This is a genomic window from Coprococcus sp. AM100_B19A (assembly GCF_027662015.1).
Taxonomy (GTDB): Bacteria; Bacillota; Clostridia; order Lachnospirales; family Lachnospiraceae; genus Allocoprococcus; species Allocoprococcus comes.
This window is the reverse complement of the sequence record NZ_JAQDKN010000006.1, coordinates 93,908-106,631: the sequence shown is the minus strand read 5'-3', so window position 1 is coordinate 106,631 and position 12,724 is coordinate 93,908. Positions and strand designations below refer to the sequence as shown.

Genomic DNA, 12,724 nt, shown 5'->3' with positions numbered 1-12,724 from the left:
GTGGCAACACAGCAGAACAATGGACAAGAACAGGATTTGAATCATTTAAGAAAGGTGCGCCGTGAGAAGCTTGCAGAACTGCAGGCAAACGGACAGAATCCTTTTGAGATCACAAAATATGACGTAACACATCACAGCCAGGAAGTGAAAGACAACTTTAATGAACTGGAAGGAAAACACGTTGTACTCGCAGGACGTATGATGTCCAAACGTGTGATGGGAAAAGCATCTTTCTGTAATGTGCAGGATTTACAGGGAAATATCCAGTCTTATGTAGCAAGAGACAGTATCGGAGAAGAAGAATATAAAGCATTCAAGAAGATGGATATCGGTGATATCGTAGGTCTTGAAGGAGAAGTATTCAAAACAAAGACAGGGGAGATTTCCATTCATGCATCTGCTGTAAAGCTTCTCTCAAAGAGTCTGCAGATCCTTCCGGAGAAGTTCCACGGACTGACAAATACAGATACCCGTTATCGTCAGAGATATGTGGATCTGATCATGAACCCGGAAGTAAAGGATACTTTTATTAAACGTTCCAAGATCCTTACCGCAATCCGTAAATATCTTGGAAATGAAGGCTTTATGGAAGTAGAGACTCCGATGCTTGTACAGAATGCCGGAGGAGCAGCTGCAAGACCGTTCGAGACACATTTCAACGCTCTGAACGAAGACCTGAAGCTCCGTATCTCTCTGGAACTTTATCTGAAGAGACTGATCGTTGGTGGTCTGGAAAGAGTATATGAGATTGGACGTGTATTCCGTAACGAAGGTCTTGATACAAGACATAACCCGGAATTCACTCTGATGGAACTTTACCAGGCATACACAGACTATCATGGCATGATGGATCTGACAGAGAACCTGTACCGTTTTGTTGCACAGGAAGTTCTTGGAACTACTCAGATTGTATATAAAGGAATCGAGATGGATCTCGGAAAGCCGTTCGAGCGTATCACAATGGTTGATGCTGTTAAGAAATATGCAGGTGTTGACTGGAACGAAGTAGAAACTCTTGAACAGGCAAGAGAACTTGCGAAAGCACACAATCTTGAATTTGAAGAAAGACATAAAAAAGGTGATATTCTGAATCTGTTCTTCGAAGAATATGTAGAAGAACACCTTCTTCAGCCGACATTCGTTATGGATCATCCGGTTGAGATTTCACCACTTACAAAGAAGAAACCGGAAAATCCGGACTATGTAGAACGTTTCGAGTTCTTCATGAACGGATGGGAAATGGCAAATGCATACTCAGAGCTGAATGACCCGATCGATCAGAGAGAACGTTTCAAAGCACAGGAAGAACTGCTTGCACAGGGTGATGATGAAGCCAACACAACAGATGAAGACTTCATGAACGCACTGGAAATTGGTATGCCGCCTACAGGTGGTATCGGATTCGGTATCGACCGTATGTGTATGCTGTTGACAGGGGCTGAGGCGATCAGAGATGTGCTGCTGTTCCCGACAATGAAGACCCTGGACCCAAAGAAGGCTGAAAACAAAGCCGAAAAAGCAGCGGTAAATGGTTCTGCAGAGGATGCAACCGTGTCCGCGCCAAGCGTACAGATTGATCTTTCCAAGGTGAAAATCGAGCCGTTGTTTGCAGATGATGTAGACTTTGAGACATTCAGCAAGTCTGATTTCAGAGTGGTTAAGATCGAAGCCTGTGAGGCAGTGCCGAAGTCCAAGAAGCTCCTGAAATTCACACTGAATGACGGAACAGACCGGAAACGCACCATTTTAAGCGGTATTCACGAGTATTACGAGCCGGAAGAGCTGGTTGGTAAGACCTGTGTGGCAATCACAAACCTGCCGCCGAGAAAGATGATGGGTATTGATTCCGAGGGTATGCTGATTTCCGCAGTGTACGAGTATGACGGACGGGAAGGCTTAAATCTTTTGATGCTGGATGACAGTATTCCGGCAGGAGCAAAGCTGTACTAAAGAGGTCATTTACTACAAAAAATCGCGTTACTACAACTTTTCTACAACTTTTGCGCGAGACCCTACGAAACCGGATGAAGCAATATGAAAGGCGGATCTGCTTATAAAATGCAGATTCGCCTTTCTTTTTTACATCAGCTTCATGTTCACACTAATGTTTTTTGCCTTCTCCTGCATATTCTCTTGTGTGATATGGGTGTAGATGTCCATTGTAGTAGAGAAATCGGCATGCCCCATGACTTGCTGAATGAATTTAACATCGTTGGTGCTTTCGCAGAGCCGGGTACAGAAGGTGTGCCGCAAGTTGTGAACACTAAAATGAGGGAGCAGATCCGGTTCACGGTCTTCCAGTTCAGCCTGATCCATTTCCTCCATGTTGTAAGTTACGCTGATTCTCTCAATCGCCCGATTGATATTGTGGGCGCTCATGAATGAGCCGGTTCGGTTGCGGAAAACAAAACCGTGCACTCCTCCTAACACCAGTTGATCGTCTGGATACAATGCGTCGATGGTTTCAATCTGGAGGCGAAGCTGCTCGGCCACCTCTGGATAGAGGATAGGGATAATTCGTGTACCGCTCTCAGTTTTGGGAGTGGTAATGTGAAATCCGGCTTTTCCGTCAATGACCCGGTAGATTAAGTTGTGGTTGACCGAGATTGTGTTTTCGCTCAAGTTAATATCGCTTTTGGTAATGCCGGTACATTCTGCGACACGCATTCCTGTTCCAAGGAGCACAGTCATGATGGGGAGCCAATGGCTGTATGTAGGGGACTTGGCAATAAAACGCAGGAAATTCTGCTGTTGCGTTTTAGTGAGCGCGATCCGCCGTTTAGGCTTTGGAGCGCTGCCATCCGTTTTGAGCTTGCGGTAAATGCCCTTGCTGGGATTTTTGCGGATGTAATCGTCGTCCACGGCCATTTCAAGCGTAGGGTGAACAATGGTGTTGATGCTCTCCAGTGAGTTGATAGCAAAGCCGTGTTTCAGCAGTTTGGTATAAAACGCGAGAATATCACTTCTGTGGATTTGTGGCAGAGGCATGTTAGCGAAAGGCTCTTCTTTCACATAGAAGTCCCACAGGTAAAGATAATTTGCTCTGGTAGAGGGCTTCAGTTTGATGTTGTTATTCATGTAGACCTTGAACATATCATTCAGGGTAAGCTTCATGGCTTCCTGAGTACGGATGCCATCATCCTTATCTTTGTTGATCTGCTTTTCTTTGACACGAAGACTTGCGAGATCGGAGTCGTAAAGATATTTCTTTTTAGTGCCTAATTTGTAGACATACATATAGCTGCCATCTGCCCGTTGTGTTTCTCCGGGCCGAAGATTTCGTCCTTTGTTGTCTTTTCTCACTTTTGCCATTACTGGTACCTCCTGATTATAAAAGTGTAGTGCGCCTTACTGGCATGGTTATTTAGCCGGAAATATCATAAAGATATTCTTTGATACGCTGGACACTCCATAGGACACGGGTGTTCATGGTAATGCGTGCATTGGCAAGATCCCCAATCTGTACTGCAGTGTGCCTTCCACAGCACAACAGTTTGCAAAGGGTATCGGTATCAACAGCCAAGCACTGCTCCGGCGGTAGGTCATTCGGTTTTCTTTTCTCCATAATCGTCCTCCTTTTTTCGATTACAATGATCCCTTACGATTTGTAGAAGAAGGTTTTCAACAAAAACAATGAAAACGGTCTTGAGGTCAGGAGGTATTGAAATAACAAAAGAACTCTAATGGGGCCATTTCCTACGCCAGAACGGTTCTGCCGTGTATTTCAGGCTGCTGCTGTGCAGCACTTCGATTATGGGCGCGCTTCTGTGGTCATCGCACACTGTCCAGAATTCCTGTATAACTCCCCATAGAGGTTATGAATTTGTCAAGGTACTAAAAGAGCGTAGGGATCATCCGGTATTACCAAATGATCCGATACATCCTATAAATAGGCGGGGAAGAAAGAACTTCTGCAAAGAGGAAAGAAAATTTAAAGAAAATCCAAAAATCAATATATAGAATGTTTGAATTGACAAGCACTATATATTGTGTTAGAATTGCAATGTAATTGATTTTTGTGCGTTGCCCGTCAGGGTACACAGGCTTTAGGGCTTGTGTTGCGGAGTAATGACTGCATTGCACACGCTGTTAATTTTGTACTTGTGTCAGTAGTATCACTGCGCCTTTTCAGGCCGGTATATTGCTGGCTTTTTTATTTTACGGGATTTACCCACCATTGCGAGAATGACATCGGTTCATAGGCAACTATGGACGCCAGGCTTTATGCCGTCTGTCATTCTCGCTTTTTTATTGCCTGTAAGCCTGAAAGGGCTTTAAGGATAAATCAAAACTGAGAAAGGCAGGTCATGTACATGAATGTGAAGCAGAAAAGAAAGCAGAATGGTCGGCGGGTCAAGCCGGCACACTCCACGGACTGGAAGATGAAGAGACAGGCAGTATCTTCGCTCCGGCCCCGAAATGTTGCACCAATGGCGAGGGCAGTTATTTTGCCCCGAAGATCACGAAGGGGGATTTGATATGTCTGGCAGCAATAGTGCTGAACGAAAGCGGCATGAACCGCTGGTGCTGGTAGAAACGGCAGATCTTTCAGAAGAAGACTGGCTGGATTACCGGCGCCGTGGAATCGGCGGCAGCGATGTATCGGCGATCTTTGGCACTTCTCCATTCCGGACAGCCAGGGATCTGTACTACGACAAACTGAACATAGCGTCAGTGGAAGATGATGAGGGCAACTGGGTTGCCATGGAAATGGGGCATTTGCTGGAGCCTCTGGTAGCAAAGATATTCGAGCGGAAAACCGGATATCGGGTCTACCAAATCAAAAAGATGTTCCAGCACCCCCAGTATCCTTGGATGCTGGCTGATGTGGACTACTTTGTGGAACTGCCGGATGGCACCACAGCGATCCTTGAGATCAAGACCACAAACTATAATGCCAGAGATAACTGGTGGATGAATGGGAAGGAGACTGTTCCAGTCTACTATGAATCTCAGGGGCGTCATTATATGGCAGTAACGGATCTTGACCGATGTTTCTTTTGCTGCCTGTATGGTAACAACGAGGAGGAAGTTATTATCCGGGAGGTCAAGCGTGATTTCGAGTATGAGGCTGAGATGGTCTTTTTGGAGCAGTATTTCTGGGAAAACCATGTGCAGCGCCATGTGCCGCCGCCCTATACAGAAAGTGGGGCCTTGATTATTGAGAGCGCACGCAAACACTTTGGCCCGGCAGATAAAAATGCCCCGGCCGTTGCACTCGACCTGGATATGACTGCAAAACTCATGCAGTATTTGCGGCTTTTGGATGAAAAGAAAAATGCAGAGGTGTACTCCAAAGAAATCGACAAGGATATTCAGCGTCTGAAGGCACTGTTGATTGCGGAAATGGGTACCAGCTGCACTGCAGTCTGTGAGCAGGAGGGAGTGAACTATACGGTTACCTATACCCCTGTTCGCAAGTCCATCATCGACAAGGATAACCTGCTTCGGTTGAAACTGGAGCATCCGGATATTTACGAGCAGTTTGTTACAGTATCCGAATCCAGACGGTTCAGTGTTAGAGCCTCGATTATGGAGGCCGCTTAGTGAGGTGAAAAAGGATGAATTGTATTGGTACCTACGACGGGACGATTTTTTATAATCCTGCCAATAAGTTTTGTATCGTCAGTGTAAAAACCGCAGATCAGAGCGTGCCAGCCGAGGCCAGGTCAAACAGGCGATACAAAGACCATTTGATTCGCTTTACAGCTGTGGGGTATGAGATTCCACGGACAGATGCGGTAGAGTTGGAACTGGATGGTGAATGGACAAAGGGCAAGTATGGTGTCCAGCTCCAGGTGGAGCAGTGGCGTGAAATTGTGCCCAGAACAAAAAACGGCGTAGAGGGCTACCTTGCCTCCGGGCTTATCAAAGGGATTGGTCCCAAAACTGCCGCAGACATTGTGGAGCGGTTCGGTGTGGACACACTGGATATTCTGGAACACCAGCCGGAGCGGCTGTTGGAGATCCGGGGCATTACGGAAAGTAAATTGGAGGACATCAAAGCTTCTTATGCAGAAAACCGTATGCTCCAAGGAATTATGACCTTGCTGGCACCGTTTAAGATTACTCCCAAGACGGCATTGAAAATATATCAATATTTCGGCCCGACCAGCGTAGAGATTTTGGAAAAGAGCCCATTTGAGCTTTGCCAGATCTCCGGCTTTGGATTTCGGCGGGTAGATGCAATCGTACAAAAGAGCGGGGGCAATCTCCATGACTCTATGCGTATCAAAGGGGCTATCTTTTGTGCGCTGGATGAGGGCAAGAGTAAACGAGGCCATCTGTACATCAGTTCTGAAGAACTGGAGAAATCAGCGCTGAAACTGCTCAATGAGAAGATACCTGTACCGGAGCTTCGTCTGCATCAGCAGGAAGTCAGGGATATGATGCAGGAAATGATCCTGAATGGAGCAGTCGTTTCCGTGAAGGATAATATCTATCTTCCCAGAGTGTTTGCCCAAGAGGACGAAACGGCGCGCCGGATCGCCCAGCGTCTGGTCGCCCAGATGCCAGTAGAGCATATTGCGCCGGTGCTGGAACAGGTCAAGGTTGAAATGGGACTGCGCCTGTCTGCACAGCAGGAGGCTGCGGTCTATGCAGCATTTAGGCATGGCTTGTCAGTAATTACGGGTTCTCCTGGTACTGGTAAAACAACAGTGCTGCGGACGATACTTGAGGTTTACCGGCGGCTGCACCCTGATGGCAAAATTGCTCTTATGGCACCTACCGGTCGGGCAAGCCGCAGGATGTCGGAGAGTACCGGCTTTGAGGATGCCCGAACATTACACAGTGGTCTGGGACTGACCAGTGAAGAGGATGAGGGTAGCCGGAACAGAAAGTCAGAGCCACTGTCGGCCGATTTAATCATTGTGGATGAGTTTTCCATGGTGGATATGTGGCTTGCTGAGAAATTTTTTGAACGCATGAAGATAAATGCCAGAATCGTACTGGTAGGCGACCCAGATCAGCTTCCGAGCGTAGGAGCAGGAAATGTGTTTCGTGAAATCATCGAGACCAAAATCGTCCCAGTAACGGTGCTGGATCAGATTTTCCGTCAGTCGAAGGATAGTCTGATTGCCTATAATGCCAAATTTATCAACGAGGGCAATACCAAACTGTTTTATGGACCGGATTTTGTTTTCGTGTCTGGTGATAGTCAGGAAGACACCGCTGAAAAGATTACAGAACAGTATTGTTTGGAGATACAGGAGAGTGGCATTGAGAATGTGCAGATTCTTTCACCTTTCCGTTCAGAAGGTGCCGCGTCGTCGGAACAGCTGAATGAGACCATTCGTGAATTGGTCAACCCATTCCGCTCTGCGGAGGAGGAAATCAAGTTTGGCCCCAGGATATTCCGGGTCAATGACCGCATCATGCAGACCAAGAACACAGAAAAGGTATCTAATGGTGATTTGGGTTTCATCCGGTATATTAAGGACACTGACCAGGGCAAAAAGATCGGCATGGATTTTGGTGCTGGCAGGACGCTGGAATATGGCGTAGATGATTTGAGCAATGTGGATCTGGCTTATGCTACTACGATCCACAAGGCTATGGGCTCTGAGTATGAGACCGTTATTATGCCGCTGCTCAAAGCGCACACCATCATGATGTACCGTAATCTGCTCTACACCGGAATCACGCGTGCCAAAAAGCGGGTGGTGCTGATTGGGCAGAAACAGGTATTGTTTATGGCAATCCATCGTAATGAGATCGGCAAGCGGAATACGCTGCTGGGTATGCGTATTCAGATGTACTTCAAAGCCTACGCAAAGAAAGCCGGTATCCCAATTCCGGCTGCGTTGGAAGAACAATTAAAGAACGCAAGTTAAAAAAGAGAGGTCAGGTGCAGAAATGGCACTTGGCGTCTCCTATTTTTATGTCAGAAAGGAGTTTCCAACATGAACGAAAAAAGTAATCCGATGCCTATGATGTACAAAACAATTCCGGCAGTGGCAGAACTGAACAAGGTGCCGGGCTTTGACCCGCTCAAATTTCTGCGCCATAAGGTGTCCAGAAAAACCAATGAGGAAATGCTGCAGTTGGAATTGCCCTATCAGAAGCTGTGGTTTCGCCTGCGTCACCCCCAGGGCCGCATGAAACTGACTACTCTGCGGATCACGGAACAGCTTGCGATTATGGAGGCCAGAGTTTATCTGGACCGCAGTGATGCAGAGCCTATCAGTAGTTACATTTCGCAACACAGTGCAGAAGAAGGTACCGACTATGTACAGGCTGCCCAGGATGAGGCATTGAGTGCTGCGCTGTCGGATGCCGGTTTCGGTCTGCAGTTTGCCGATGTTGCTGTTGACAGTACGGGCAAGGTGTTTGGAAGCAGTATTCCGCTTTCCGGGACGGCTCCTATCCAGCAACCGATGCCAAATGCGGCGCAGAGGCCCGTAGAAGCCCCTGGAGCGGCGCTGCGGCAATCTGGCGGGGAAGTTCATGCCCGGCCGGAAAGAGCGCCTCAGAACGCCGTAGAGGGCCGTAATGCTCCTGCTCGTCCGGCGCCTATTCAGAAACCTGCGGCAAAGCCGGTTCAGAATGAACAGCCCCCGGTTTCTCCGGTACAGCCAGTTGTCCAACAGATGGTTGCAGAAGAGAAGGAGAATATGGATACACTGCCTGCCGGCAAGGTAGAGGAGAATGCTCCCAATATGGAGCTGCCGGTACCGAGCCGCGAGGTTACATTGGATAGCAGTCCAAAACAGGATGATGCGTCTGAGCAGCCGGCCGCCTCCGTATTCCAATCGGATGAACCGGAAGAACTGCCTGTGGCGCCTGTTGTCCAACAGGAAGCACCCGATCAGCCTGTGGCGCCTTCTTATACGGAGAGCACTCCGGTAGAAGACATCTTGAAGGTAATGACCTTTGAAGAAGCGCAGAATGTGGTGGTGGATAGTGGTCTGAGCAAAGGAAAGACCATGGCAACAGTTGCCAAGGAGCGTCCGGTGAGTCTGAAATTCTACCTCACCCCAGGCAACAAGAGCACCAACAATATCGTTCGTGCTGCGGCGCAGATCATGCTCGATGGTATGGCCGCACAGAAAGCCGGATGATAAGCAGCCCCATCTATGGGGTCAAGAAGGGAGGGAGAACAGATGGACTCATATCCAGGAGATTTTCCGTTCGGTATTATGGATGTAGTGGAACTTCTACATCTACGAATCAGACGCCGACAGGCAAACAGTGTATATGTGGATTGCCCGTTTTGTGGTGACCGCCGCGGCAAGATGAATGTGAATTTCGTCAAAAATGTCTGGCGGTGCAATTATTGTGATGAGCATGGCGGTATGCTTGCGCTTTATGCGCGGCTAAACAATACGACTACATCCGATGCGTATTGGGAGATAGGAGAAGCCCTGTGCAACGATTTTCACAGGGAACGGCCGAACTCTGGATATGAGATGGCAGGAAACCAGCAGGCTGGCACTGGGTCCCCGGTTTCGGGGACTCAGACCGACCTTGCCGGATATGAGAGGAGGGGCGAACTAAAAACAGTGCAGCAAGCAGAACGGGCCAGCGGACAGGAAATTCATCAAACGCTTTCGCTGCTGCTCGCTATGCTGCCTCTTCAGCCTGCCCACCGCAACCATCTGCACTCCCCAAAACGGGGACTGTCTGATGAACAGATCGACCGGATTGGGTTCAAGAGCACTCCACCCCCATTCCTTTGCCGCTCCATTACCGAGCGGCTGATGAAACAGGGATGCAAGGTGGAGGGGGTGCCCGGCTTTTATCTGGATGACAGCGGGCGCTGGACCATGAACTTCTACCGAAAAAACGCAGGGATTTTGATTCCGGCTGTGGGATACGACGGTATGATACATGGCCTGCAGATACTTTTGGATAGTCCGCTCAAGCAAAAAGATGATCCACCGGATAAGTCAGGAGCCAAATACATCTGGTTTTCGTCCTCGTCCAAAAATATGGGCGTCACATCCGGGAGCCCGGTACATTTTATTGGCCATCCATCTGCTCGAGTGGTCTATGTCATTGAGGGACTGCTGAAAGCAGACATCTCACACTGCCTGACAAACCGGACTTTTGCGGCGATTGCCGGCGCAAACAACACAAGCCAGTTGGATACGCTGTTTGCACTGTTGGCACAGAATGGCACTGAGGAGATCATTGAGGCTCATGATATGGATAAGTACAGTAACCAAATGACCTCTAATGGGGCATCTAAGATCTATCTGATGGCCCGAAAAAATGGAATGGCATGTCGTCGGCTGACCTGGAATCCGAATTATAAAGGGTTTGATGATTGGCAGCTTGCCCTTCGGGAGAAAGAACAGAAGGAAAAGGAGGTGCAGAGAATGAATTTTAAGCAGCAATATCTGTGCGGTAAGTGTGATTTTACCTATATAGATGGCTGCGTCGAGCTTTGGCACACCAGAGCGGAGAAAGATTTGGATCTGACAGAGTATCTGGGGCTGACAAAGGAAGAGTATCAGATATTTCTTGCTCAGGGCAATCGGGCGCTGAAGGATATTCTGGACAGCCAGAGAGTTTTCCGGAGATTTTGCATTTACCAGCTTTGCCTGGGTGAGACACAGACGGTACCTTTCGCGTTCAAGCAACTGGATGCACTGCGTAAAGCTGGATATGAACAGCCGCCTGCCGTCGCCTATCAGACGGTATGGAGCGCAGAGGTCTGTTGCCCAAAGGGGCAGAATGACATGGAAGTGCTGGGGCGCCTGTTCTTGGACTTTAATGAGCATTTGCCGGAAGATTACAGAGGCCGTCCGTTGGCTCCATCTGATGTGGTGGAACTGGACTGCCAAGGCAAACGCACATACTTCTATGTGAATGACTGCCGGGATTTTGCGCCGGTACGCTTCTCCCCATTCTTGTGTAAAAGACTTCCGGAGCCTGCTCAAAAACAGGAATGAAGGGATAGGGGTCAGATGCGTATTGCAGAAAAGAAGAAAAGCCAGATTACAGCACTGTATGAGCAGTGCTCCAATCTTCCGGCAGATGTCAGAAGTTGTCTGGAGAATGGCTACTTTACCGTAACGGTACCTCCACCCTGGAACATGAGCAATCAAAAGACTGCGCAGGAGGTGCAGGACAAAATCAAGGAATGGTCAAGGCAGTATACTGGCGTGGTCTGCTACTGTTTTGACAGCTTCAGCACACTTTTATATGTGCTGTGAGCAACACACAATGGCATGGAAAGGGTCATAACGGCCTACTCCATGCCATTTTTTGCGAAAGGAGATTTTACAATGGGTGTTTTTTCAGAAATAGCAATGGAGCAGCAAAACAGTATGTTCGATTCGTCTGCAGCCTTTGAGGATGATGAAGCCTTTGAGCTGGAGGAGATGGAATCTTTGCCTGTGCCGCCTGTAGGTACAGACACTGTCCCAGTATCGGCGGCTTCGGTTTCTGCCGGTGAGACTGCTTTGGCTGATGCAGAGGAGGAACCTGCGGATGAAGTAGCGCCTGCTGGGGAAGAGAAGTCTGCTGAGGAGGGGAATTCGGCACAACCGCCCGCCGCAGAAGATGAAGAAAAAAAGCGTGCGGAGCATGAGGCGGCTGAAGCCCAGCGCAAAGCGGAATTTGACGCCAAACAGCAGGCGAAGAAAGCCGCGGAGCAGGAGCAAATCGCCCGTCTGGAAGCGATGAGTGATGAAGAAGTAATCGCGGCCTCTACCCAGAGGGTGAGTACCGATGTAGAAAAACTGACACGGCGAAATATGAAGGAATGTGTGTCCGAGCATATCCAGATGCTCTGTATGGAAGATACGGCGTTTGCCCGTCTGACGATGCATCCGAAAAAGAACATGATCCGCTGTTTCCAGTACATCAACCGAAAGGCATGGGATTATGTGCAGGATGAACTAAAAGCAAGCGGAACCCGCCCTGGTCCCGGACAGCAGACATATGGCTGCGATGTGCCGGATGATATGTGCTATCAGTGGGCGGAAGATTATTTCCGTGACCCTGATGCCAAGGAAGACCATGAGGATGAGGAGAAGTTTGTTCCCAAGCCGTATGCTGGGAAGTCCTCTGCAAAGAGCAAACCCAAGAAGGCGGCAGAGAAGAAAAAGACGGAACCCAAGGCGGCACCCAAGCAGGAGGAAAAAAAGCCTTCTCAGGATGGGCAGATGTCGCTGCTGGATTTTGGGATGGCAAAGGCAGGCTGAGCCGGCAAAGGAGGAAAAATGCAGAATGATTGCTTATAAGGGTTTTCGCCCCGGGCTGATATGCCGTGGCTATCAGTTTGTGATGGGGCTCAATACGACTGAAAAAGCAAATTGCAGGGAAAATGGATTTCACTGTGCGGAAAATCCGCTCGACTGCCTTAGCTATTATTCCAGCCTGGAGCATTCGGAATATTATATTGTCAACGCCGGCGGCGACATCGATGAAGATGAGCATGACTCCAAAATCGCCTGTACGGAGTTGACTGTGATTAAGCGGCTAACCAAAGAGGAGCTGTTTTTACATGGTTTGGCCTACATGGTAGATCACCCGCGCAGGGTGTGGAGTTCCCATGTGGCAGCCAACCGGGCAATGGCGAACTGCGGTTATGCGGTGGTACGGGGGAAAGACCCCGTTGCCACCGGCAGACTGGGAGACATCCTTGCTTTTGCGAAGGAAGCGCCGGATTCGGAAAGTATCGTACAGGTTGCTGTAGGACAAATTGATGGTGTCACATTACTGCCGGATGTGTGGTATGGCGTGGATTTGACAAGAAGGACGGTGAATTGAG

The 12,724-nt window shown here is 48.7% G+C and carries 10 protein-coding genes; 8 read left to right on the top strand and 2 right to left on the bottom strand.

The genetic code is table 11. The annotated features are described in order from the left end of the window. Entirely contained in the window at positions 1-1,950 is a 1,950-nt protein-coding gene (gene lysS, locus PGQ33_RS07860) for a lysine--tRNA ligase (protein ID WP_270205562.1), read from the top strand. A gap of 129 nt (positions 1,951-2,079) precedes the next feature. Here the strand turns inward: lysS and PGQ33_RS07855 are convergent, their stop codons facing one another. Both PGQ33_RS07855 and PGQ33_RS07850 read right to left on the bottom strand, forming a co-directional pair. Continuing rightward, entirely contained in the window at positions 2,080-3,312 is a 1,233-nt protein-coding gene (locus PGQ33_RS07855; protein WP_006874387.1) for a site-specific integrase, read from the bottom strand. 52 nt (positions 3,313-3,364) lie between these two features. Beyond that, on the bottom strand, positions 3,365-3,565 hold the full coding sequence (locus tag PGQ33_RS07850; RefSeq protein WP_003501914.1) for a hypothetical protein: 201 nt from the start codon (positions 3,563-3,565) through the stop codon (positions 3,365-3,367). A 914-nt stretch (positions 3,566-4,479) separates the two neighbouring features. Between PGQ33_RS07850 and PGQ33_RS07845 the strand changes: the two genes are divergently transcribed. The 7 genes from PGQ33_RS07845 (at position 4,480) to PGQ33_RS07815 (ending at position 12,723) form a co-directional block, all read left to right on the top strand. After that, positions 4,480-5,547, top strand: coding sequence for a YqaJ viral recombinase family nuclease (locus tag PGQ33_RS07845; RefSeq protein WP_050624129.1), 1,068 nt, complete (start codon positions 4,480-4,482; stop codon positions 5,545-5,547). A 14-nt stretch (positions 5,548-5,561) separates the two neighbouring features. Then, the gene (gene recD2 / locus PGQ33_RS07840; RefSeq protein WP_270205561.1) at positions 5,562-7,835 is read left to right on the top strand and encodes an SF1B family DNA helicase RecD2; all 2,274 of its coding nucleotides are present in this window, start codon (positions 5,562-5,564) and stop codon (positions 7,833-7,835) included. A gap of 69 nt (positions 7,836-7,904) precedes the next feature. After that, positions 7,905-9,062 carry a hypothetical protein gene (locus tag PGQ33_RS07835; protein WP_118479206.1) on the top strand — a complete coding sequence of 386 codons (1,158 nt, stop codon included), beginning with the start codon at positions 7,905-7,907 and terminating at the stop codon, positions 9,060-9,062. A gap of 42 nt (positions 9,063-9,104) precedes the next feature. Beyond that, positions 9,105-10,898 carry a YodL domain-containing protein gene (locus tag PGQ33_RS07830; RefSeq protein WP_118479208.1) on the top strand — a complete coding sequence of 598 codons (1,794 nt, stop codon included), beginning with the start codon at positions 9,105-9,107 and terminating at the stop codon, positions 10,896-10,898. Positions 10,899-10,913: 15 nt separating this feature from the next. Further along, a complete protein-coding gene (locus PGQ33_RS07825) occupies positions 10,914-11,162 on the top strand; it encodes a hypothetical protein (protein ID WP_025529719.1) in 249 nt (82 codons plus the stop codon). A 72-nt stretch (positions 11,163-11,234) separates the two neighbouring features. Beyond that, complete coding sequence (locus PGQ33_RS07820; RefSeq protein WP_182439116.1) at positions 11,235-12,155, top strand: PcfK-like family protein; 921 nt, start codon at positions 11,235-11,237, stop codon at positions 12,153-12,155. After that, a complete protein-coding gene (locus tag PGQ33_RS07815; RefSeq protein ID WP_330663248.1) occupies positions 12,109-12,723 on the top strand; it encodes a DUF7666 domain-containing protein in 615 nt (204 codons plus the stop codon). The genes PGQ33_RS07820 and PGQ33_RS07815 overlap by 47 nt, the downstream gene beginning before the upstream one ends. The last annotated feature ends 1 nt before the right edge of the window (position 12,724 follow it).

Bases quoted from the DNA above. Each gene is read 5' to 3' on its own strand.
- PGQ33_RS07855 (WP_006874387.1), bottom strand. From the start codon at position 3,312: ATGGCAAAAGTGAGAAAAGACAACAAAGGACGAAATCTTCGGCCCGGA.
- PGQ33_RS07850 (WP_003501914.1), bottom strand. From the start codon at position 3,565: ATGGAGAAAAGAAAACCGAATGACCTACCGCCGGAGCAGTGCTTGGCT.
- PGQ33_RS07845 (WP_050624129.1), top strand. From the start codon at position 4,480: ATGTCTGGCAGCAATAGTGCTGAACGAAAGCGGCATGAACCGCTGGTG.
- recD2 (WP_270205561.1), top strand. From the start codon at position 5,562: ATGAATTGTATTGGTACCTACGACGGGACGATTTTTTATAATCCTGCC.
- PGQ33_RS07835 (WP_118479206.1), top strand. From the start codon at position 7,905: ATGAACGAAAAAAGTAATCCGATGCCTATGATGTACAAAACAATTCCG.
- PGQ33_RS07830 (WP_118479208.1), top strand. From the start codon at position 9,105: ATGGACTCATATCCAGGAGATTTTCCGTTCGGTATTATGGATGTAGTG.
- PGQ33_RS07825 (WP_025529719.1), top strand. From the start codon at position 10,914: ATGCGTATTGCAGAAAAGAAGAAAAGCCAGATTACAGCACTGTATGAG.
- PGQ33_RS07820 (WP_182439116.1), top strand. From the start codon at position 11,235: ATGGGTGTTTTTTCAGAAATAGCAATGGAGCAGCAAAACAGTATGTTC.
- PGQ33_RS07815 (WP_330663248.1), top strand. From the start codon at position 12,109: ATGGGCAGATGTCGCTGCTGGATTTTGGGATGGCAAAGGCAGGCTGAG.